The sequence below is a fragment of the Methylopila sp. 73B genome (assembly GCF_000526315.1).
Taxonomy (GTDB): Bacteria; Pseudomonadota; Alphaproteobacteria; order Rhizobiales; family Methylopilaceae; genus Methylopila.
This window is the reverse complement of sequence record NZ_JAFV01000001.1, coordinates 1,890,923-1,912,819: the sequence shown is the minus strand read 5'-3', so window position 1 is coordinate 1,912,819 and position 21,897 is coordinate 1,890,923. Positions and strand designations below refer to the sequence as shown.

Here is a 21,897-nt window from a genome sequence, read left to right as displayed (position 1 = left end):
CCCATCGTCGCCCCCCGCGGGGGTGGCTGATCCGGGCGAGGCGTGCCAAACGTAAGCGCGCCATAAGAAGGCGAGCGCCGCGACAGACGGCGCCGCCCGCGTCGGAGGACATCACCTATGCGTCACGCCCGCTTCGGCCTCGCGGCCGCCCTTCTCCTCGCCGCCGGCGGCGCGGCCTTTGCGCAGGGCGCGCCGTCCGCGGGCCAGCAACAGACCGCCGATCCGGCCGAATCCGCGAAGGTCGACGGCGCCTACACCGCCGCCTGCACGGCGAAGGTGTCGAAAGAGCTGTGCGGCTGCGTGGTTCAGGTCGCGAACCTGCACATCAACGACGTCGCCGAGCGGCAGGTGTTCTACGACTACATGATGGGCGACGTGGACAAGGCGAAGGCGCAGCGCGCCATGTTCCCGCCGGAGAAGTCGCGCGTGTTCAACGTGGCGCTGCAGAAGGCCGACAGCATGCTCAAGGACGCGTGCGACCGCTACAAGACCGCGCCCGCGCAGCCGAACGCCGCGCCGAAGCCCTGACGCGGGCGCGCCTCGCCGACGAAGGCGCCGTCGCGGGCGCCGCGGAATCGTGCGAGAGGAGGCTGACGCTTCTCTCGCCTCCGGTGCGCCAGGTTCCGTGACAGCCCAGCCGTTTCCCGATCTTCAGACCCTCCGAGGCGCCGGCAAGGTCGGCCTGGCGCGCGCGCTCGCCCGGCTCGAGCGCGGCGCCGGCGGCCCTGAGGTCGCGGCCCTGCTCGACGCCGCGGAGGCCGAGCCGAAAGGCGACGTGATCGGCCTCACCGGCCCGCCGGGCGTCGGCAAGTCCACCCTCACCGGGGCGCTGGTGCAGCGGCTGCGCAACCGCGGCCTGTCGGTCGGCGTGGTGGCGGTCGATCCCTCGTCCATGCGCTCCGGCGGAGCCCTGCTCGGCGACCGCGCCCGCATCCTGACCGACCCCGACGACCAGGACGTCTTCGTCCGCTCGCTCGCCGCGCGCGATCGGCTGGGCGGCCTGTCCGACCTCGCCTTCGGCGTCGTCATCCTGATGCGTGCGCTGTTCGACCGGGTGATCGTGGAGACGGTCGGCGTCGGCCAGTCGGAGGCGGACGTGGCGCTGGTCGCCGACACCATCCTGCTCGCCGTGCAGCCCGCCTCGGGCGACGCTCTGCAGTTCATCAAGGCGGGCGTGATGGAGCTGCCGGACGTCGTGGCGGTCACGAAGGCGGACCTCGGCGCCCCGGCCACGCGCGCGCGCGACGACCTCGAAAGCGCGCTGACGCTCGCGAGCGGCGGCGCGAACGGCTGGCGTCCCCCGGTGACGCTGGTGTCCTCGGAGACCGGCGACGGCGTCGAAAGCCTCGCCGCGCTGGTCGACGAGCACCTCGCGCACCTGAAGGCGACCGGCCAGCTTGGGTCCCAACGCAGACGGCAGTCCGAAGCCCGGCTGAACGCGGCCCTCAAGGCTCGCTTCGGCACGGCCGGCGTCGCCGCCGCGGTCCCGCTTCTCCGTGAGCTCTCCGGCGGCGCCTTCGCCCGCGAACGCGAAGTCACCACGCGCCTCGCCGCGCGGCTGACCGGCCCCTGACGCGCCCTCGTTAACCGCTCCTCAAGGTTAAAACGCGAAAACCATACCCGTGTGTGGTTTCGGCTGAGGCGGACGTGGTTCGCCCCGGCGTCGCGTGGAGTGCGCGTTTCATGGCGTCACGGGAGACGAAGCGGCGCGTCGGCGGACGGCGGGAGCGGCGGCTCGGGCCGTTCGTGCTGCGCCTTGCGCTCGCGGCCGCGACGCTGCCCTTCGCCACGACCTCCATCGCGCGGCAGGACGCCTTCGGCCTCTCATCGGGTCGCGCGCGGGCGGAGGAGGGCGATCGCGCGCTCTATCTTGCAGCCGGCCATCGGCGCGCGGCGGATCTCGTCTCGCTCGAAGCGGCGGACCTGTTCGCATCGGGCCGGGGGCCCGAGCTGTCCGTGGATCCTCTCGGCGCCGGCGAATATCTCGTGCTGCAGGAGGCCGAGGAGCCGAAGGCGGAGGTCGTCGTCGCCGCCGCTGCGGCCAAGGGTCAGGGTCCGGAGGCGTTCCTCGACCGCACCGTGAAGGGCGACCGGAGCGCCATCCTCCCGCCCCCCGAGCCGACGACGCCGACCGTCGCGGCGATCGTCGACTCCGGCGAGGCGTTCATGACCCTGCCCCCGATCGGCGCGCTGCTTCATCCCGACCGCCGCGGCGTGCTGAGCGTCCTGCCGCTCGTCGGCGACGGCCGCCGCGCGGCGCCGACCATCGTCCTGCCGCCGACGCCGAACCATGCGGAGCTGTCCGAGAAGGTCGCGGACGCCGCGCCCAAGGACGACGGCCTCGACGAAGAGGGCGCCTATTCGGCGGTTCAGGACCTCGGCTCGGTGACGCGCGTGCCGATGACGCGCCGCGAGGCCGGCGCCAACCATGACGGCTCGACGCCGTCCGTCGCGTTCCTGTCCGGCGGCCACATCCCGCGCACCACCACGCCCGAGACCGAGCCGCCGATGGCGGTGGCGGCGATGCCGGTTGCGCCGACGAAGGGCGACGCCGGTCATCTCGCGAAGGTCGACGCCCGCGCCGACGACGCGCCGCTGGGCAAGGGCGCGCCCTCCGAAGCCGAAACCGCGGCTCTCCGCGGCGGCCTCGACGGCGTTATCCAGACCCGGATGTCTCGCCGGCTGTTCATTCCCGAGGCCCAGCTCGCCTCGTCGGAAAAGTGCCTCGCCGAAGCGATCTACTTCGAGGCGCGCGGCGAGCCGGTCGAAGGCCAGTACGCGGTGGCGCAGGTCGTCATGAACCGCGCACGCTCCGGCTACTACCCGAACACGGTGTGCGGCGTCGTCTACCAGAACAAGACCTGGCGCAACGCCTGCCAATTCTCCTTCGCCTGCGACCGGATCCCGGACCGGGTGAACAACGTCTACGCGTGGCGGCTGGCGACCCGCATCGCCCGCGACGTCACCGAGGGCGGCGCGTGGCTTCCCGAGGTCGGCTCCTCGACGCATTATCACGCGACCTACGTCCGCCCGCGCTGGATCCGCGACATGGTCAAGCTCGACAAGATCGGCCGCCACATCTTCTACCGGGTGCGCTGGCACGCGCCCCAGCCGGGCGACGCGTGAGGCTCCGCGGAGGGGCCCGAAACCTGCTGACGGACGTCGCGGGAGTCCGCGTCGGGCACGCGGACGACGCCGGGCTCGCCTCGGGCGTCACCGCGATCGTGTTCGATGCCCCGGCCGCCGCCTCGGTCGACGTGCGCGGCGGGGGGCCTGGCGTCCGGGAGACCGAGCTGCTCTCCCCTGAGCGCACGGTGCAGGCGATCGACGCTCTGGTCTTCTCCGGCGGCTCCGCCTTCGGCCTCGACGCCGCCGCGGGCGTCATGGCTGCGCTGGCGGAGGCCGGCCGCGGCTTCGCCGTGGGACCCGTGCGGGTCCCGATCGTGCCCGGCGCAATCCTGTTCGACCTGACCAATGGCGGCGACAAGGACTGGGGCCGGTATCCGCCCTACAGGGACCTCGGCTATTGTGCGACGGTCTCCGCAGGGAGCGACTTCGCGCTCGGCTCGGTCGGCGCCGGGCTCGGCGCGCGCACCGCGACGCTGAAGGGCGGACTGGGCTCGGCCTCGACGATCCTCGACGACCTAGGCGTCACGGTGGGCGCGCTGGCCGCCGTCAACGCGCTGGGCTCCGCGACGGTCGGGGAGGGCGCGCATTTCTGGGCCGCGCCGTTCGAAATCGGCGACGAGTTCGGCGGGCGGGGGCCGGCGCCCGTGGTTCCGCCCGAGGCGTTGTTCCCGCCGGCGAAACCTCAGGCCGGCGCGCACACCACGCTGGCGGTCGTCGTGACCGACGCGCGCCTGACAAAGGCTGAGGCGAAGGCGCTCGCCGTCATGGCGCAGGACGGGCTGGCGCGCGCCCTCGTGCCCTGCCACTCGCCGCTCGACGGGGACGTCGTGTTTTCGGCCGCGACCGGCCTGCGCGAACTCGAGGGGGATCGTTTGGCGGCCTTGACGGCGCTCGGCCATGTCGCGGCGCTGACGCTGGCGCGCGCCGTGGCCCGTGGGGTGTACGAGGCGACGGCTCTGCCGTCGCCGGGCGCGCAAGCCGCGTGGCGGGATCGGTTTGGGGCGCCGTAGCGTCGGTGACCTGTGAAAGGCGCCGTCCTTCACGTTCCCGCGCCGCGCCGAACGGGCGCCTTTCGTTCGGCCCGAAGCCGGGCTAGGGCAGGGAGGCGCGAAAGGCCTCGCGCGACCGGAGCGTGAGATGATCGGCGCCGTCACCATTCCCGCCGCCTTCGCGGCCGGGGCGATCAGCTTTCTGAGCCCCTGCGTGCTGCCGCTGGTGCCGCCCTACCTGTGCTTCCTCGCCGGCACAACGCTCGACAAGCTCACCGCCGACGACGCGCCCAAGGCCGCGACCGGCCGGGCGCTGGCGGCCGCGGTGCTGTTCGTCGCGGGGTTCTCCACCGTGTTCGTGGCCTTCGGCGCGACCGCGTCGCTGCTCGGCCGGGTGCTGCTTCAGAACGCGCCGCTGCTCGCCACCATCGCGGGCGTCGCCATCATCGTGATGGGGCTGCACTTTCTGGGGCTGTTCCGCATTCCGCTTTTGATGCGCGACACGCGCATGGAGGTGCAGAAGCCCGTCGGGCTCTGGGGCGCCTACGTCATGGGCCTCGCCTTCGCCTTCGGCTGGACGCCCTGCATCGGGCCTGTGCTGGCGGCGATCCTCTCGGTCGCGGCGTCCGAGACGACGGTGGCCGCGGGCGCCGGGCTGCTCGGCGTCTACGCGCTGGGCCTCGGCGTGCCGTTCCTGATCGCGGCCCTCGCGATGAAACCCTTCGTCGGCTTTCTCCGCCGCTTCCGCTCCCACCTCGGCACGGTCGAGAAGGTGATGGGGGGGCTGCTGGTGCTGACGGGGATCGCCTTCCTCACCGGCTTCACCACGACGGCGTCGTTCTGGCTGCTGGAGACGTTTCCGGGACTCGCGACGCTGGGCTGAGTGGAGCGCGTGCTTCGTCGGCTGGCGGGACTGACGTCCCACACGCTCAACCGTCGCCCCGGGCTTGTCCCGGGGCCCATAAGCCCGCCGGTTGAGATGCTCTTCAAACGGCGGGCTGATGGGTTCCGGGACTTCGTCCGGAACGACGGCGTGGTTCCTCGTGAAGCTGCCAAGGGAACGGCTGTGAATGAAAAACGGCGCGCCCCGAGGAGCGCGCCGTTTTGTTTCAAAGCCTAAAACCGCGTCAGCCTGCGAGCTTCAGACCGCCGTTCGGCGTGCGGATCTCGATGTCCACCTCGAGCGTCGCCAGCGTGTCGCGGGTGTCGGTCTTGATGCGGACCTTGTCCGGGTCGATCGCGATATGCTTCGCGATGACGGCCAGGATCTCGTCCTTGAGCTGGGCGACGAGATCGGTGCGGCCGAACACGGCGCGCTCGTGGGCGAGCAGGAGCTGCAGGCGCTCGCGAGCGGCGGGCGCCGAGGTGCGGCGCGTGAAGAACTTGAGAACGCTCATGCCGCCCTCCGACCGAACAGGTTGCCGAACAGCCGCTTCTTCTCGCTCGGCACCGTCATCTCGATGGTCTCGCCGCGCAGGCGCCGCGCGGCGTCGAGGTAGGCGCGCGCCGGCGCCGACAGCGGGTTGGCGAGCGTCACGGGCGAGCCGAGGTTGGAGGCCTTCAGGACCTCCGGGCTCTCGGGGATGATCCCGAGCAGCGGGATCGACAGGATCTCGAGGATGTCGTCGACCTTCAGCATGTCGCCGCGCTCGGCCCGGACCGGGTCGTAGCGGGTGAGGAGAAGCAGCTTCTCCATGGTCTCGCCGCGCTCGGCCTTCTCGGTCTTGCTGTCCAGCAGGCCGATGATGCGGTCCGAGTCACGGACCGAGGAGACTTCCGGGTTGGTCACGATGACCGCGAGATCGGCGTGGCGCATCGCGAAATAGGCGCCGCGCTCGATGCCGGCCGGGCTGTCGCAGATGATCCAGTCGAAGCGGCCCTTGAGCTCGTTGATGACGCGCTCCACGCCCTCGGCCGTCAGCGCGTCTTTGTCGCGCGTCTGGGAGGCGGGCAGCAGCGACAGGCTCTCCACCCGCTTGTCCTTGATCAGCGCCTGGTTGAGGTTGGCGTCGCCCTGGACCACGTTGATGAGGTCGTAGACGACCCGGCGCTCGGCCCCCATGACGAGGTCGAGGTTGCGCAGCCCGACGTCGAAATCGATGACGACGACGCTCTGCCCGGTCTGGGCGAGAGCCGCGCCGAGGGCTGCGGTCGACGTCGTCTTGCCGACGCCTCCCTTGCCCGACGTGACGACCAGAACCTCAGCCATGTGATGTCTCTCCAAAATCGTTGTGTCGTGTCGTTCGTCGAAAGATCAGTCGAGCGCGTGGACGCGCAGGATCTCGCCGTCGAGCTGGGCGCGGACGGGCTTGCCGCGGAGCGTCTTGTCGAGCTCGTCGGTGGTCATGTAGACGCCGTCGATCGCCAGCAGTTCGGCGTCGAGCTTGCGGCAGAAGATGCGCGCCTTGCCGTCGCCGGCCGAGCCCGCGATCGCCCGGCCGCGGAGCGCGCCGTAGACGTGGATGGAGCCGCCCGCGACGATCTCGGCGCCCGAGGCGACCGACCCGCAGATCGTGACGTCGCCCTGGAACGAGACGCTCTGCCCCGAGCGCACGGGGTGGTCGATCACCAGCGAGGTGGTCGAGGCGGCGGCCGCTTCCTTGGCGGAAATCTCGCCGGCCGCCCGCCCGCCGACCGGCATGGCGAGCCGGGCGTTGGGGCCGTCGAGGAATTTCGGGTCGCAGCCTTCGACGCCGATGATCCGCACCTTGCGGATGTCGAGCTCGCCCAGGAGGGCCGCGAGCAGGCGGGGGGACAGCTTGATGGCGGAAACGTCGAGCACCACCGGGCGCTCGCCGAAGAAGCCGGGCGAGCCTGCGGTCAGGGCGTCGAGCTCGGCGTACCACTCCTCGAGCGGCTGCTCGGGGGCGAGCACCAGCGCCATGAAGGAGCGGCCGCGGAAGCGGATGGGACGCCGCTTGGCGGCGGTCTCGGAGGCGGCGTCGGCCGGCTTCGGCACAATCTGGAGAGCGGCTTGCGACACGAGCGGTCCCGGAATCAGGAGGGTTAACGAAGCGTTGCCACCTGAGTTGACGCGTCCGTGGTTAACGACGGGTTAACCGGCCCGGCACTTTCTGCCGGGCGCCCGCGCAATCTGCGACGCCGAGGGGGCGACGCCCCGCGAGCCCCGCAAAACTGGCCGGGGACCGGGGCGGCGGCGCCGAAATGTTTAGCCTTTGGCGCCAGGATGGCGCCCGCATCGGGGGCGAGCGTAGATGTCGGATGATCAGGACGCCGCGACGGCGGCCGCGCTGGGGCGCCGCGCCATGACGGCGCTCGTCGGGGCGATCGTGTTCGCCTTCGTGGTCGCGTTCGCGCTGCTGACCTGGATCGCCGACGACCAGGACGTCATCGCCGAGCGGCGCTCGGTCGCGCTCGAGAGCCACGCCTGGCAAGGGCGGCGGGACCTGCTCGCGACGACGCTCGAGGACTACGCCGCCTGGGGCGCGGCCTACTCCAATCTGCATGTCCGGGTGGACATGGACTGGGCCTACAATCAGGCCAACCTCGGCGACACCGTGTTCAAGCGGCTGGGGGTCACGCATGTCTTCGTGGTGGGGCCGTCGGGAGACACGCGCTACGCGCTCGTCGACGGCGCGCTGAGCTCCTCCACTGTCGAGGGCACGTTCGGCCCCTCGGTCGGCGACCTGATCGCGCGCGCGCGCCGGGCCGCCGGGACCAACACGACGGTCACGACGCCTGGGCTGCTGACGATCGGGGGCGATCCGGCGATCGTCTCGGCCGCGGCGATCTCCACCGGCGCCGACTGGACGGTGACGCCGGTTCCGGGGCCGGCCTCCGTGATGCTGTTCGCGGAGCGCATGGCGCCGGCCCGGCTGAAGGCGCTGGGGTCGCGCTACTTCGTCGACAACCTCCGCGTCGCGCGGGACGCGACGGACGCCGCCGCCGCCCCGGCCGTCCATCTCGCCCTCGAGAACGGCTCTCCCGTAACGCTGCGCTGGGACCCGGAGCGTCCCGGCCGGCGGCTGGTCGGCATGGTGCTGCCGCTGGTGCTCTGCGCGGGCGCGGCCATGGCCCTCCTGCTCGCGCTGTTCGCGCACGACTCCCGCCGCGCGACGGGGCTGATCCGCGCGAGCGAACGCCGGCTCCAGGCCGCCTACCGCGACGTCGAGCGCAAGGCGATGCACGACGCCACCACCGGCCTGCCGAACCGGCTGATGCTCGACCGGCACATGGGCGAGCGCCTCCAGGACCCGACGTCGCGCCTCGCGTTGCTGTTCCTCGACCTCGACCGCTTCAAGCCGGTCAACGACGCCCATGGCCACGCCGCCGGCGACGAGGTGCTGCAGCAGGTGGCGGAGCGCCTGCGCCGCAGCCTGCCGGAGGGCGACCTCGTCGCGCGGGTCGGCGGCGACGAGTTCGTGGTGGTCGCCGGGGGGCTCGACCAGGAGGGCGTCGAGCGGCTCTGCCGGCGGCTGATCGCGACCGTCGCGGCGCCGATCCGGCACGCCTTCGGCGAGGTCCGGCTCGGCCTCTCGATCGGCGTGGCGATGCCGCAGCCGGACTGCGACGCGGGCGAGCTGATGCGGCACGCCGACCTTGCGCTCTACCGCGCCAAGGAGGCCGGCCGGGGCACCTACCGGTTCTTCGCGAGCGAGATGAACGAAAAGATCCTTGCGCGCCGAAAGCTCGAGGCCGAACTCTGGCGCGGGCTCGAGCGGCACGAGTTCACCCTGGCTTTCCAGCCGCGCTACGACACGCGTTCGATGCGGGTCCGCCGGGCCGAGGCGCTGCTGCGGTGGCGCCATCCGACCCGCGGCCTGGTCAGCCCGTCGGAGTTCATTCCGCTCGCCGAGGAGACCGGGCTGATCGTCCCGATCGGTGAGTGGGTGATGCGCGCCGCCTGCGCCGCCGCCGTGCGCTGGCCGGACATCGGCGTCTCCGTGAACGTGTCCGCGGTCCAGATGCGCGACGAGGGGCTCTCGGCCGTGGTGGCGGACGCCCTTCTGCGCTCCGGCCTGGAGCCGAGCCGGCTCGAGATCGAGATTACCGAAAGCGTGCTGATCGAGGACGCCGACCGCGCCCGCGCGGTGATGCTGGAGCTGAGGGCGCTCGGCGTCCGTCTGGCGATGGACGATTTCGGAACCGGCTACTCCTCGCTCGGCTATCTCCGCAGCTTCCCGTTCGACGCCATCAAGATCGACCGCCGCTTCGTAGCGGACCTCGCCCCCCGCGGCGAGGCGCGCGCCATCGTGCAGGCGATCCTCGGCCTTGGCCGCGCTTTGGGCCTCACCGTCACCGCCGAGGGCGTCGAAACCCCCGAGCAGCTGATGCTGCTCCGCGTCGATTCCTGCGACGAGGTCCAGGGGTTTTATCTCGCGCGCCCGCTCGCCGAGCCCGACCTCCTGACCCTCCTGGCCGCCGCTCCAGCCCCCGAAGCGCGCAGCGCCAGCGGCCGTGCGGCGGGCTGACGAACGAGCGCAGGATGACTCGATCGAAGGCTGGTCAGAGCGCGAGGAGTGTGGTCTCTTTTTGGCTCTGACGAGTCGCCCGGGGGGAGCGAGATCACATGCACATGAGATTGAAGACGGCGCTCCTGTCGGGCGCCGCGATTGGGCTTGCGTTCGGCGCGGGGGCGCCGGTTCGGGCCGCGGACATGTTTTCGGAGAGCGCCGGGCTCGCGCCCGCGGTCGACGTGCTGAACGGCAAGGTCGAGGGCTTCGGCGGCTGGGCGGACGGCCGCTTCGGCCGCAGCGGCGACTTCGTCGGCGGCGGGCTGGCCTCCGTCACGCTGCCGCTCGGCGAGCGCTTCGGAGCCCAGATCGACGGGATCGCGGCGGCGAAGCGCGGCGACTTCGTCGGCGGCGGCGCCGGCCATCTCTTCACCCGCGACCCGTCGAGCTACCTCTTCGGCGTCTATGGCTCCGGGGTCGGTTTCGACGACCGGCTGAACTCCTGGAACGCCAAGGTCGGCGCCGAGGGCGAGGCCTATTTCGGCCGCCTCACCCTGTCCGGCGTGCTGGGCTACGAGCGCATCGGCGGCGGTTCGAGCGCGACCGAGCGGACCCGCAAGGGCGGCTCGTTCTTCGACTATGTCGACGTGAGCTACTACGTCACCGACGACTGGAAGGTTTCCGCCGGCCACCGCTACACCGGCCGCAAGCACGCCGCGGCCCTCGGCACGGAGATCGCGCTGCCGGTCGCCGGCGTCGACTCCTCGGCCTTCGTCGAGGGGCGGATCGGCGAGAAGGACTACAAGGCGGTGTGGGGCGGCCTGAAGGTCTACTTCGGCGGCGGGGACAAGACGCTGATCCAGCGCCACCGCGAGAGCGACCCGCCGAACTGGCTCAAGGACGACCTGTTCTCGACCTCGTCCAAGCGCCGCTCGCGGGGCGTCACGCCGCCGCCTCCGCCGCCGCCGACCTGCGGCGGCGAAACCTCCTGCGGTCCCTGCTACCCCACCTGAGCCGGTGCGGCGCGCTCTGCTCGCCTGGGAAGGCGGGGCCGGGCGCGGTCACGTCGTCACCCTGAAAACGGTCGCCGAGGCGCTCGGCGACCGTTTCGTCTTCGACGCCGCGCTCTGCCGCATGGAGCACGCCGCCGAGCTCGAGCCGGTCTGCGAGCTGGTGTTCCCGGGCGGCGCGCTTCGCCCGCGCGACGCCCACCGGCGCGGCCCCGGCGCGGTCCACACCGCAACGTGGGGCGAGTTTCTCGGCGACCTCGGCTTTCGCGACGAGGCCTTCCTGACGCGCCAGATCGCGTGGTGGCAGGAGGTGATCCGCTGTCGGCGGATCGCGCTGGTGGTCGGCGACTTCGCGCCCTGCGCGCTGATGGCCGCGCGCAGCCTCGGCGTGCCCGCCGTCGCAATTGGCGTCGGCTACTCCTGCCCGCCCCCGGACATGCCTGCGTTTCCGATCTTCATGCCCGAGCACGCCGAGCGGCTCTACGACGAGCGCGACATCGTCGCGGCCGTCAACCGCGCGGCCACGCCGCTTGGCGTTCCCGAGATCGACCGGCTGCCGGCGGTCTACGCCTCCGACGACCAGCTCGCGCGCACGCTGCCGATGCTCGACCCCTACGACGGGCTGCGGACGCGGCCGTTGCTGCCGCCGGTGGCTGATCTGCCGACCGCCCCGTCCGACGGCTCCGGCGAGGAGATCTTCGTCTACTTCTCCACCACCGAGCGCGACGATCCGGCGTTGATGGAGGCGCTGGAAGACCTCGGCGCGCCGACCCGCGCCTTCATCCCCGGCCTCGACGCCGCAGTCGCCGGGCGGCTGGCGGCCCGCGGCGTGACGGTCGAGGCCGCCCCCGTCCCGGTCGACGCCATCGCCCGCCGCACCCGCTTGCTGCTGAGCGCGGGGCAGCACGGCATCCTGTGCCTCGGCCTCGGCGCCGGCCTGCCGCAGGTGGCGGCGCCCCAGCATCTGGAGCAGGGCTATCACGCCCGGCGGGCCGCGGAAGCGGGCGTGATGAAGGTCGTCTCACGGGACGAGCGCAGCGCGGAGGCCTTCCGCGCCGCCGTCCGCAGCGCCTACGCCCAGCCAGTCGCCGCCGCCCGCGCCCGGGCGCTGGCCGCCGACCTTCGCCCGCGGCTCGCGTGCGACCCGCGCGTCGACATCCGCGCGCGGGTGCTCGCCGTGACAGGATAGACCCGAACGCCCAACGCTCGCCGGGTAGGCTTCCGCAAGGCTCGAGAACCGCTCGCCGCGACGATCCGGACAGGGTGAACCCAAACGCAGGGAGCGGAAAAGGCGCTCAACCGCTCCCCAACGGTTGAGCATCGTCTAAGGGGCCTGAACCGGAGAGGGGCGGAATTCCGGCGCAGCGTCTTTCGGACGGGGGACACCCTGGACGCGGCGCGACGTTAGCTCAGCCAATCTGAATTTATTCTAATAATAAGGTTCATCTCCGGTTCAGACGGTTCACGAGCGGTTAACGGGCGAGACCGCGCACCGCCTACCAGTCCGGCGCGGAGTGCGTGCCGTAGCGCGCGTCGCAGCGGACTCCCGATTGGCCTAAGCCGGCCCCGCCGGGTCATCGGAGCCAGACCCAGCGCGCCGCCGGCCGTCCCACACGCTCCGCTCGTGACCAGCTAAAAATCCTAACTAGGAAAATATGCATTGACAGCGTGACGCTCGTCGGGTAGGTTTCTCCCATGCTCCAGAACTGCGGGCGAGGAACGGCGGCGACGCCTTCCACGCCCCGAGAGGGAGACCTTCCATGACGGAGTTCGACGCTGCTCCCTGTAGCCGGACACATGAATCTGCAATTCCGGACACTTGAATCTGCAGCAAACGGGGCGGCTATGGAGCAACGGCCGAGCCTCCCCCGGTGATGATGATCTCCGTCGCTCGCGTCCCGTTGGACAGGCCGGCCGTATAGGTCACGGGCACCGTCTCGATCGAGAACCCGGCGAACGTCTCACGGGTCTCCGGAAGGTCGTTCAAAGACATCACGAAGCGCCCTCGAAGCCCCTTCAAGCGGGTCGCGAGCGCGGCGAAATCCGCCGGCGCGAACATGCCGGGGCCGTAGTAGCTCTCCGTGCCCCAATAGGGCGGGTCGAGATAGAACAGGGCGCCCGGCCGGTCCCAGCGGTCGAGGAAGGCCGCCCAGGTCAGGCACTCGATCCACACGCCGGCGAGGCGCTCGTGAGCCTCGGCGATCAGCGGCGCGAGCTTGTGGACGTCGAACGGCGCGGCGCGCTCCCGCGAGACCCCAAACGTCCGGCCGACCACCTTCCCGCCGAAGCCGAGGCGCTGGACGTAGAGGAAGCGCGCGGCCCGCTGAAGGTCGGTCAGGCGCTCCGGGTCCTGCCCGAGCAAGCGCCCGAACTCCTCCCGGCTCGCCAGCTGCCAGCGCAGCATGTCGAGGAAGGCCTGATGATGGTTCTGGAGCACGCGGAAGAACGTCGCCACGTCCCGGCTCAGGTCGTTCATCACCTCGACCTTCGGCGCGAGCCGGCGCTTGAAGAACACGCCGCCCATGCCGGCGAACACCTCGCCGTAGAGGTCGTGCGGCGTCTGGTCGATGATTTCGGCGAGCCGCCTCGCCAGCATCTTCTTTCCGCCGACGTAGCCCGCCAACGGCCGGGCGCGCGGCGCCTCGGTCATCCCCAAGTTCGTGAACGCGTCCACTATCCCGTCATCCCGGAATCAGCCGACCGTCCGTGCGCTCCTGAGCGAGCACGGGGCGGGGCGGCGGTCATTCATGTGCATCGTCGGACGGGTCTCGGCGCCAACTGATCCCCGTCGCCGGCGCAAGCCGGCCCTCGCCACCCGTCAGGTCGCGGCCTTCTTCTTCTCCTCCTTCTTCTTCGGCTTGGTCTCGACCTCGACGGTCGTGACCCAGCCCACGTCGGGCGTGATGTCGTGGGTGACGGTCCCGATGCGCCAGTCGACGTCGTCGACGCCGGCGCCGAAGCCCGAGGCGATCAGCGGCGCGCCGGCGACGGCCGCCGCATTGCCGGCCATCTCGAACGATCCGGTGAGCCCTCCGCGCGCCTGGGCGTCGCCGGCGGCCGAGGCGCGGCTCTTGGCCTCTTCCTTCGAGGGCGCCGGGTGGATGTCGCCGCTGGCCGAGGTCGCGCTCGCGCTGTCGAACTCCTCGACGTCGTCGCGTCCCGCCTCGCCGTCGAACCACGGCGAGGACGTCTTGGCGTAGGAGCCGCGCGGCTCGCCGTTGACGTCGAAGGCGTAGCTCTCGTCGTAGACGACATGGACCGGAGGCAGAGCCTTGCCGCTGGCGGACGAGCCGCCGCCGCGCTTCGTCACGACGAGCTTGCCGGCCTGGGGCTTGGCGACCGCGCCGACGTCGTCGGCCAGCTCGCTCGCGAAGTCGATCGCGCTCTGCCGCCAGCGCAGCCGATAGGGGACCGCGACAGCGGCGATCTCAGCATCGACGACGGCCTCGACGCCCATGCGGGCGGCCAGCGTCTCGAAGATCTTGCCGGCCGTGCCGTGGCCGTTCTCCTCGTCGAAGTGCTCGCTGTCGACGGCCTTGCCCTTGTCGAGGAAGTCGGCCGCCCGGCACACCACCTCGATCTCCTCGCCCTCCTCGGGCGAGCCGGAGATGCGATGGCGCTGGGTCGTGTAGACGCCTGTCATCGCGAGGCCTGCGCCCGCCCAGCCGACCTCGACGGTGTAGCGAGCGCCGGTCGGCGGCGGCGCGTCCCATGGCGGCGCCCGCCGCAGCCGGATCACGCACTCGTCGCTCTCGTGCCCGGCGTGATCCGTGATCGTGACGCCGAGCAGCGCCTGTCCCCAGCGGCCGACGAGGTCGACGCCGGTCGGACCCGTGACGCGGATGACCGGCTTGCGGAGGATCTTCACTCCCAGGGCCTCGTGAGCGCGGTCGCGACGTCGCGCGTGGGCGTGGCGTCACCGGCGACCACCTTCGTCTGGAAGGGGGCGAATGGGCCGTTTGACGCTAGCGCCGGATTCGCCGCGAGCAGCGCCTCAATCCCGCCGCCGGTCTCCGCACCCATCACGGCCTTCGCGATCCGGTCGAGCCGCTCGCGTTCGCTGGTGACCTCGTAGACCGTCACAGAAGGCTCCCGACGTGCAGCAGCTCGATCGTCGCCGTCACCTGCCGGCCGACGCCGGTGAAGGGATGGAAGCGGCCCTCCTCGACGTCGAGCGAGCGGATGATGACATTGCCCGCGACGACGCCGAGGAAGTTGGCCTGCAGGCGGATGTACGGCACGGCGTCCTGGCGCTGGTGATGAAGCTCGAGCCAGCCGAGAGCGTCGAGGCCGCCGACGATGAACGGCATCGTCTCGGCCTCGATCGAGGTGGCGCGCTCGTCGAGGCCGGTCAGCTGATAGTCCATGCCGCCGAAGGTCGGCCGGCCCGGCACGCGTCCCTCGCTCGAGGTCGCGACGCGTTGCGGATTGAGGCCGATGGTGCGCAGGACCGCGCCGCCGATGGACAGGAGGGCGGTCATGCGGTCGCCGATCCGAGATCATGCAGGGCGCCGGCCTGCGCCTGCCGGATGGCGCGATCCGCGCGGCGCTCGGCGACGCGCGCCGTCGCCTTGGGGTCGCTCTGCCCGTAGATGTGCTGGGTGAGGTGCAGCGACGGCGCGCCGGCGACCTGGGTGCGCGTGGCCGCCGGAGCGGCGGATTGCTTGCCGGGCGCGGCGGCCGGAGCCGCCGGGGCGGTGCCAGCCGCCGGCGGTCCCGGATTGACGTAGCGCGGGCTGATCGTCGGCTCGACTGTGAAGCCGAACGCGGCCTTGATCTGCGCGGCGTATCCCTGCGCGACCGAGACGGCCTGAGAGCCGCCCACGTTGATCGCCGCAACGTAATCCGCCATCGCCTTCTCGCCGACGCGGCCGAGATCGAGCCCGTACGCCGCCTCGATCTCCGCTTTCACCCCGCGATCGGGCTGAGGCTTGGGAAGCACGATCGGGTCGGGCTTCGCCGGCGACGACGCCGTCGTGGGCGCCGGACGCGGGGCTGCGCGCTCGGCCGCAGCGGGGGCCACAGCCGCCGGCGGCGTGATCGGCGTCTTCGGCGTGATGGTCGGCGAGAACGTCTCCTGAAGGCGGCGGAGGTCGATCGGCGGCGCGTCCGGCGGCGGCGGGACCACGCGCTTGGGGGTGGCCGGCGACTGGCTGGGCGCACTGTCACCGGACGTCGCCGGCGTCGGCGCGGGACGCGCGCTTGCGCGGTCGGCCCGCGGCGGCAGAACGATCGGCGTCTTCGGCGTGATCGTCGGCGAGAACGTCTCCTGCAGGCGGCGGAGGTCGATCGTCGGCGCGACCGGCGGCAGCGGGATCACGCGCTTGGGGGTGACCGGCTTCGGGCTGGGCGCGCTGTCAGCCGGCGTCGCCGGCGGAGGCGCAGGCGCCGTCTCGCCGGGCTGGCGACGAAGGCGCAGCGCGTCCCGAAGATCCTTCAGATCGGTGGTGAGCGGGAGGGGCGCGAAGGCGTCCTCGAGGCGCTCGCGCGCCGTCTTGCCTTCGGGCGGTCGGGGCGTCTCGGCCGAGGGGCGATCGCGGATGATCCGCTGCAGGTCCTCGGACCGTTCCGCCTGATCGGGGCCGGCGACGTCAGCCGGCCGCTCGCCGGCCTTCCGGGTCGCCGCCTCGCGGTCGGCGCGGCGCTTGCGGGCGGCGGCCTTGTGCTCCTCGGGCACGACGAGACCCATCGCCAGCGCGTCGAGCGTGCCGGTTTTGGGGTCGGTCACAAGGTCCGCAAACCAGTTGTTCAGCCGTTCGGTCGCGGCCTTTTTCGCGTCGCCCTCGCCGAAGAGCGACGTCCAGCTGTCGCCGGCGATCCGGAGCGCTTGCGCGATGTCGTCGATCATCTGGCGAAGCGCGACGCCTGTCTGTCGCGCGGCCTCAAAGCCCTGCGCCAGCTTGTCGCCCGGCTCCCGCGCGCTCTGGGAGATGACGCCGAGCCGCCGGCCGATGTCGTCGAGCATGGCGCCCGGGCCGTCGTAGCCCATGCCCTGCGCGAACCCCATGGCGTTCGTCCGGATCTCGTCCAGAACCGTACCGGACTCGCGCAGCTCCCTCATCAGCGTGTTGAAGCGCTCGAGCGCGCCGTTGACGGCCGGTAGCCAGTCGCTGGCGAGCGCGTCGCCCGTCACCTGCAGATTCGCCTTGAAGCCGGCGATGTTGGCGGCCGTCGTGCCCGAAAAGATGTCGAACGTTTTCTTCAACGAGGCGACGTTGGCGCTGTCGTCTTCGACCAGCTTTAGAGCTTTGCGGACCTGATCGAGCGCCCCTAGGAGGTTCTGAAACTCGTCGACGTTCTCCAGACCGAACAGCTCGAAGCCGATCTTATTGGCATGCGGTGAGGCCTTGATCCGATCGAGCAGTTTGAGGAACCCGTCGATCCCCCCAGCTTTGATGTCCTTCTCGAGCTTTTTCGGCGTGGTCCCGAGCAGGCGGATCGCCGCCTGAGCGTCCTTCGGGAGAGAGCTTGCGTTCTCAAGCTTGGAGATGATCGCGTTGACGGCCGAACCGGCTACTTCGATCGGCCGGCCGATCGAAGCGAAGGCGCCGCCGATCGCGGCGATCTCCTTCGCAGACATCCCTAGACGGCGGCCCGCGTTGCCTGTCCGATTGAGGAAGTCGAGAAGTCCCGTCTCGCTAACAGGCCCTTCGAGCCCGTCCGCGATCGCGTTGATCGCGCCGGCGGTTTTCATGATGCCGGCTTGGTCGAGATCGAACGTAGTCTTCAGCGTGCCGATCGCGTTCGCCGTCTCCTCCTCGGCGGTGTCCCAGGCGGTCGCGATCGCGATCACCTCGCGGGCGTAGTTCCGCACCTGATCGAGGGGGATGCCCTGTTGCCCTGCTCGGGCGTAGACGCTGCCGATCGCCTCCGGGCTGCGCTTGAGGTCATCAACGAGCCCAAGGATCTCGGCCTTGACCTGACCGAGGCGGAACGGATCGTCGAGGTCGTAGAACTTGCGCACCTCGGCGAGCGACTTCTCGATCGCGATCGACGCGCCGAACATGTCCTTGCCGGTCTGGTAGGCGAGCGCGCCGGCGGCGATCGGCGGCACCATGCCGAGCGGCAGCGCGAAGCCTGAACCTCCGCCGCCACCTTCCATGCGCCCGGCCGGCGAAGCGTTGCGGACGGCGGAGGCGTGCTCCTGCCTCACCTTCGCGACCGCGCCGGCGGCCTCGCGGGCTTGGCGGGTGATCCCTTCGAGCCCACGCCGCAGAACGCCCGCGCCGTCACCTCGGCCGAGCTGGGCCGCCTCGCGAGCGACGCCGGCAAGATCGCGGGACACGCGGTCGGCCGAGCGGTCGATCGACTGAAGGTCGCGGGCGAGCTCACGGGCGCCGTCCGACTGCGCGATGCGCTCGACCGCCCGCGCCATGCGGGCGAGGCTCTTCAACGCCGCGTCCGCCGCCTTGTCCGCGTCCCGGATGTCACGGGCGAGCGTCTCGGCGCCGTCGCCCTCGCCGAGCTTCGAGAACGCCCGCACCACCTTCGAGAGCTTCGCGGCGGCGTTGTCGACCGCCTTGTCGAGCGTCTTCAGATCGCGCGTGACCTCGCTCGCGCCGTCCGCGGCGCCGAGGCCGGCGACGGCGCGCTTCGTCTTCGCGAGGCCTTCGACGACCGCGTCGGCCGCACGATCGACCGCCTTCAGGTCCCGCGCGAGGTTGTCCGGCCCGGCGCTGGCCCCGAGGCTGGCCGCTGCCTTGTGCGCCTTCAGAATGTCCGTCGTCGCTGCGTCGGCCGCCTGCTCGGCGCGGCCGAGATCGCGGGCGAGAGCGACCGCCCCGTCTGCCTGTCCGATCGCGGCGGCGGCCTTAGCGGCGCCCTGCAGCTCGGCCCCGGCTTGGCCCGCGGCGCTGTCGACAGCCTTCAGATCCTGGGCGAGATTTTCAGGGCCAGCGGCGGCCCCGAGGCTCGCCGCCGCCTTGTGGGCCTGCAGGATCTCCGCCGTCGCAGTGTCGGCGGCTTGCCCGGCGCGGCCGAGATCGCGGGCGAGATCGACCGCCCCATCGGCCTGTCCGATCGCGGCAGCGGCCTTGGCGGCGTCCCGCAGCTCGGCCCCGGCCTGATCGGCGGCGCGATCGACGAGGCCGAGATCCTTGGCGAGCTTCGCGCCGGCGTTGACGCCGTCGAGGGAGGAGACGGTGGCCTTCAGCGTGGCCATGTCGCCGGCCGCGACCTTCGCCGGGCCGGACAGTTCGTTCAGCAGCTTAAGGCGAAGGGCGACGTCGAAATCGGACATGTCAGACGATCTTTGCGAAAGCGGCCGGCAACAGCCCCCAGGTCTCGGCGTGGATCTCGGCGCCCTCGCTCCACCACGCGACGATCTCGTCCCAGTCCATCGCGAGGACCGCCGGGAGCGGCGTCGCGTAAAGCGCCGCTACCCGGCCGACGATGCGGCGCCAGTCCGCGAGGTCGAGATTCAGCCGCGCGCCGCGAACCCGCGGGGCAAAAAATCCGAGGCCACGTCGGTCAGAGCCATCAGATCGTCCTGATCGAGGCCGCGGAGCACCGGCGCCGGGACGCCGGTCATCGTGGCGTACAGCTCGAAGCGGTCGAACCCCTTGTCGACGCCGAGAGACGTGCGGACGAACTCGCCCACCTCGAACCCGGTCAGGCGGCGGACGACGATCTGCTCGACGAGCGCGCCGTCGCGCCGGAAAGGATGCTCGAGCGGGATCGCCTTCTCCCGAACGTCGCGCTTCACGAAGTCGAGGGTTTCGACCTGCGGCGCCGCGGCGGGCGCGGCCGGCTGCGGCGTCGGCGCGGAGGGCTGCTCGTCGGCGAGCATGTCCTTGATCACGTCCTCGGGCGGCAGCGGGATCTGATCGAGATCGACCTTCAGCGGATTGGCGGCGGCGTCAGTCATAGGACCCTCGGGCGGCTTGGGCTGGATGTGGAAAGGGCGAGGGCTTCAGCGCTCCTCGCCCTTGCGTCGTCGGCGCTGAACGCGCCGTCGTCAGGCGGCGATCAGACGGTTGTGCTCGGCCGTGTAGTCCACGCCGTTGATCACGAGCTGGTTGTTGAAGAAGTCGAACTTGTGGATCGTCTGGCCGTCCACGATGTCGTGGTAGAGCACGATCGTGCCGACCTTGTAGTTCGTCTCCTCGGCCTTCTTGCCGGCGACCTCGGCCTGCTCGACCTCGGTCAGCAGCCCCTTCAGGCGAACGACGCGACCGACGTTGGACCCCGCCTGAATGTCCCGCAGGCGCTCGTAGTAGAAGAAGTTGGTCCAATCGCCGGCCTCGCGGCCGAACAGCGAGCGCACGTCGCCGTGGGAGCCGTTGAGCGAGAACGGCGACTCCAGCGCCTTCACCTCGTCGGGCACGTCGAGCTGGTAGAAGCCGCCGCCGGGCTTCAGCGTCGTCATCTCCTTCGACAGGGTCGGGAGCTGGAGCTTCGCGATGCGCAGGCGCTGGTTCAGCGTGTCCACAAACCAGTTGGCGCCCTGAATCAGGCTGTCCATGTGGGGTCTCCGAGAGGACGAAAGGGCGGGGTCCGGCGCTTACGCCGCGACGCGGATGCTGGGATTGCCGAGAGACGAGATCGCCTGCTCGATCGAGCTCCACAGCGTGTCGTAGGCCTCGGGCATCGCCTCCGCGAAGATCTGCAGGTCGACGAGATCCGGCGTCTCTTCCTGACGGAAGGTCAGCTTGAGGACGCCGTCGCGCAGGGACGTGTTCTGGTTCAGCCCGCGCTTCCAGACGATCTCGCCGTCGATCAGCGCGCCGAGGGCCTTGCGCTCCTCGATCGCCTCGGCGAGCGCGGTCGAGATCAGCGTGACGAGATGCGGCCCGAGATCCTGGCCGCTGTACTGGCGCAGCGCCCGGGGGATCGCCTTCTCGATCGACCGCCGGGTGCGGATGCGCTTGATCGACCGGTAGCCCCTCACGGTCGGGTCGGTCGCGGTCGAGAACGGCCCCCAGAGGAGCTTGTTCTCGATGACGGTCATGACGCCGGCGAGGTTGAGGAAGTTGGCGTCGCTGTCGGTGCGGCCGTCGAAGTAGGTGACCTTGCGCGCCGGCCCGAGGATGCCCTTCAGGGGCTTGTTCCAGAACGCCTTGAAGGGGGTGCCGTTGGCGCGATCGGAGCGCACAATGGCGGCCGCCACGTGCGGGCTCATCGGCCGCGTCACGACCGAGCCGTTCAGCATGACGCGAACGGCCGGGTAGCAGTCGATGATGTTGAGCGACGTCGCGAAGTCGGAGGCGTGGAGGACCGCGGCCTCACGGCTGGCCGGGCTTGCATCGACGACGCCCATGCAGTCGATCAGGCGCTCGCAGACGGCGTCGATCGCGACCACGACGGGGTTCGCAGCGTTGCCGACACGGCGATCGGTGAAGCCGGGGGAGATGATCAGCCCGGGCTCGAGGCCGATCTGAGACTTGGCGTCGAGCAGCGCCCAGATGCCGGTCTTGAGGGCGGCCGAGCCGACGACCAGGCCGTGCTGCGCGGTATCGTCGGCGTCGGACCCCACCCGAACGAAGATGAGGTCGGTGGTGACCCCCTCGGAGGCGATCTGGGCCACAGCGTCCTGCGCAAGGCCGGCGCCAAGGGCCGCGACCATCTCCGGATCGTCCGTCGACAGCCGGACCGGCTCGTTCAGCGGGAACTTGGAGGCGTCGCCCGAGGCGATGTTCGGGCACGGCATGACCATGCCGATGACGGTCGAGTCGCGGGTGTCGATCGAGGCGACGGTGCTCGAAAGGTCAGAAAAGACCCGGACGCCGACATGCGGGGTAGTGGCTGCCACGTTCGTCTTGCTCCTCGGTTGACCGTAAGGTCTGAGAAGCCGCATGCTCGCAGAACGACGTGGGAAACGAGGGGCTGACAGTTGTCAGCCCCGGCCGGGCGTCAGGCGGCGGCGAGCGCCGCGTCGATCTCCGCCTCAGTCGTGACCGTGCCGCCGGCGATCGCCTCGTGCAAGTCCAGCTCGGCGTTGAACAGCCGGTCGACGAAGGCGAGGACCGCGTCCGAAATGGCGACGATCTCGGCGGCGGTCAGCTCGACCCAGCCGCCGGCGACCTTCCAGCGCGTGACATAGGCCGGATTGGCCTCGGCATTGATCCGGGCGCCGGCCAGCAGAAGCTTCGCGCGATCGTCGGTCTCGACCCGCATGCCGGCGACGTCGAGGCCGCCAGTCTCGATCTCCCAGCGCCGCTGAGCGGCGTAGGCCGTGAGGTCGACCTCGGGCTCGGCCGGCGCGGCGATCACGCCGCCGGCCGTGATCCACGCCTCGATCGGCTCGCGGTGCCACGTGGCGCAGGGCCACGGCGCGGTGAAGGCGCCGCCGCCGGCGGTCTCGACCAAAACGGCGGACTGGAGGTCATCGGCGAAGGTGACGCTCTGGATGTCCAT

Annotated in this window: 20 protein-coding genes; 8 read left to right on the top strand and 12 right to left on the bottom strand. The window is 71.1% G+C overall.

The genetic code is table 11. The annotated features are described in order from the left end of the window. Positions 1 to 117: 117 nt before the first annotated feature. The 5 genes from K244_RS0109265 to K244_RS0109245 all read left to right on the top strand — a co-directional run bounded on the left by K244_RS0109265 (position 118) and on the right by K244_RS0109245 (position 5,001). Complete coding sequence (locus K244_RS0109265; protein ID WP_020185978.1) at positions 118 to 528, top strand: hypothetical protein; 411 nt, start codon at positions 118 to 120, stop codon at positions 526 to 528. Between the two features lie 97 nt (positions 529 to 625). Beyond that, positions 626 to 1,573, top strand: coding sequence for a nucleoside-triphosphatase (locus K244_RS0109260; RefSeq protein ID WP_020185977.1), 948 nt, complete (start codon positions 626 to 628; stop codon positions 1,571 to 1,573). A gap of 110 nt (positions 1,574 to 1,683) precedes the next feature. Then, positions 1,684 to 3,126: a cell wall hydrolase gene (locus K244_RS22640; RefSeq protein WP_020185976.1), complete on the top strand. Its 1,443-nt coding sequence runs from the start codon at positions 1,684 to 1,686 to the stop codon at positions 3,124 to 3,126. After that, positions 3,123 to 4,139: a P1 family peptidase gene (locus K244_RS0109250; RefSeq protein WP_020185975.1), complete on the top strand. Its 1,017-nt coding sequence runs from the start codon at positions 3,123 to 3,125 to the stop codon at positions 4,137 to 4,139. The genes K244_RS22640 and K244_RS0109250 overlap by 4 nt, the downstream gene beginning before the upstream one ends. A gap of 127 nt (positions 4,140 to 4,266) precedes the next feature. Continuing rightward, positions 4,267 to 5,001 carry a cytochrome c biogenesis CcdA family protein gene (locus K244_RS0109245; RefSeq protein ID WP_020185974.1) on the top strand — a complete coding sequence of 245 codons (735 nt, stop codon included), beginning with the start codon at positions 4,267 to 4,269 and terminating at the stop codon, positions 4,999 to 5,001. A 244-nt stretch (positions 5,002 to 5,245) separates the two neighbouring features. On the opposite strand, the gene minE is transcribed toward K244_RS0109245, so the two are convergent. The 3 genes from minE to minC are packed head-to-tail and all read right to left on the bottom strand — an operon-like array spanning position 5,246 to position 7,101. Next, positions 5,246 to 5,515, bottom strand: coding sequence for a cell division topological specificity factor MinE (minE, locus tag K244_RS0109240; protein ID WP_020185973.1), 270 nt, complete (start codon positions 5,513 to 5,515; stop codon positions 5,246 to 5,248). After that, the gene (gene minD, locus K244_RS0109235; protein ID WP_020185972.1) at positions 5,512 to 6,327 is read right to left on the bottom strand and encodes a septum site-determining protein MinD; all 816 of its coding nucleotides are present in this window, start codon (positions 6,325 to 6,327) and stop codon (positions 5,512 to 5,514) included. Before minD ends, minE begins: the two co-directional genes overlap by 4 nt. A gap of 45 nt (positions 6,328 to 6,372) precedes the next feature. Beyond that, on the bottom strand, positions 6,373 to 7,101 hold the full coding sequence (gene minC / locus K244_RS0109230) for a septum site-determining protein MinC (protein ID WP_020185971.1): 729 nt from the start codon (positions 7,099 to 7,101) through the stop codon (positions 6,373 to 6,375). A 232-nt stretch (positions 7,102 to 7,333) separates the two neighbouring features. Here minC and K244_RS22635 point away from each other — a divergent pair, with 232 nt between their 5' ends. From K244_RS22635 to K244_RS0109215, 3 genes are all read left to right on the top strand, one after another. Continuing rightward, positions 7,334 to 9,550, top strand: coding sequence for an EAL domain-containing protein (locus K244_RS22635; protein WP_020185970.1), 2,217 nt, complete (start codon positions 7,334 to 7,336; stop codon positions 9,548 to 9,550). 98 nt (positions 9,551 to 9,648) lie between these two features. Beyond that, positions 9,649 to 10,545: a hypothetical protein gene (locus tag K244_RS0109220; protein WP_155931663.1), complete on the top strand. Its 897-nt coding sequence runs from the start codon at positions 9,649 to 9,651 to the stop codon at positions 10,543 to 10,545. A 4-nt stretch (positions 10,546 to 10,549) separates the two neighbouring features. Beyond that, complete coding sequence (locus K244_RS0109215) at positions 10,550 to 11,731, top strand: hypothetical protein (protein ID WP_020185968.1); 1,182 nt, start codon at positions 10,550 to 10,552, stop codon at positions 11,729 to 11,731. 654 nt (positions 11,732 to 12,385) lie between these two features. On the opposite strand, the gene K244_RS0109210 is transcribed toward K244_RS0109215, so the two are convergent. From K244_RS0109210 to K244_RS21695, 9 genes are all read right to left on the bottom strand, one after another. Further along, on the bottom strand, positions 12,386 to 13,192 hold the full coding sequence (locus K244_RS0109210) for a DNA adenine methylase (protein WP_020185967.1): 807 nt from the start codon (positions 13,190 to 13,192) through the stop codon (positions 12,386 to 12,388). 168 nt (positions 13,193 to 13,360) lie between these two features. Further along, positions 13,361 to 14,410, bottom strand: coding sequence for a hypothetical protein (locus tag K244_RS0109205; RefSeq protein WP_020185966.1), 1,050 nt, complete (start codon positions 14,408 to 14,410; stop codon positions 13,361 to 13,363). Further along, positions 14,407 to 14,625: a tail protein X gene (locus K244_RS0109200; protein ID WP_020185965.1), complete on the bottom strand. Its 219-nt coding sequence runs from the start codon at positions 14,623 to 14,625 to the stop codon at positions 14,407 to 14,409. The genes K244_RS0109205 and K244_RS0109200 overlap by 4 nt, the downstream gene beginning before the upstream one ends. Next, positions 14,622 to 15,023 carry a hypothetical protein gene (locus tag K244_RS0109195; RefSeq protein ID WP_020185964.1) on the bottom strand — a complete coding sequence of 134 codons (402 nt, stop codon included), beginning with the start codon at positions 15,021 to 15,023 and terminating at the stop codon, positions 14,622 to 14,624. The genes K244_RS0109200 and K244_RS0109195 overlap by 4 nt, the downstream gene beginning before the upstream one ends. Further along, positions 15,020 to 18,781 (bottom strand): phage tail tape measure protein, encoded by a 3,762-nt coding sequence (locus K244_RS0109190; protein WP_020185963.1) that lies wholly within the window; start codon positions 18,779 to 18,781, stop codon positions 15,020 to 15,022. Before K244_RS0109190 ends, K244_RS0109195 begins: the two co-directional genes overlap by 4 nt. A gap of 180 nt (positions 18,782 to 18,961) precedes the next feature. Continuing rightward, the gene (locus K244_RS0109180) at positions 18,962 to 19,408 is read right to left on the bottom strand and encodes a phage tail assembly protein (protein ID WP_020185961.1); all 447 of its coding nucleotides are present in this window, start codon (positions 19,406 to 19,408) and stop codon (positions 18,962 to 18,964) included. A 90-nt stretch (positions 19,409 to 19,498) separates the two neighbouring features. Further along, positions 19,499 to 20,005, bottom strand: a complete 507-nt coding sequence (locus tag K244_RS0109175) for a phage major tail tube protein (RefSeq protein ID WP_020185960.1) — start codon at positions 20,003 to 20,005, stop codon at positions 19,499 to 19,501. Positions 20,006 to 20,044: 39 nt separating this feature from the next. Next, positions 20,045 to 21,292 (bottom strand): phage tail sheath family protein, encoded by a 1,248-nt coding sequence (locus tag K244_RS0109170; protein ID WP_020185959.1) that lies wholly within the window; start codon positions 21,290 to 21,292, stop codon positions 20,045 to 20,047. Positions 21,293 to 21,393: 101 nt separating this feature from the next. Further along, a complete protein-coding gene (locus K244_RS21695; RefSeq protein ID WP_020185958.1) occupies positions 21,394 to 21,897 on the bottom strand; it encodes a DUF4376 domain-containing protein in 504 nt (167 codons plus the stop codon).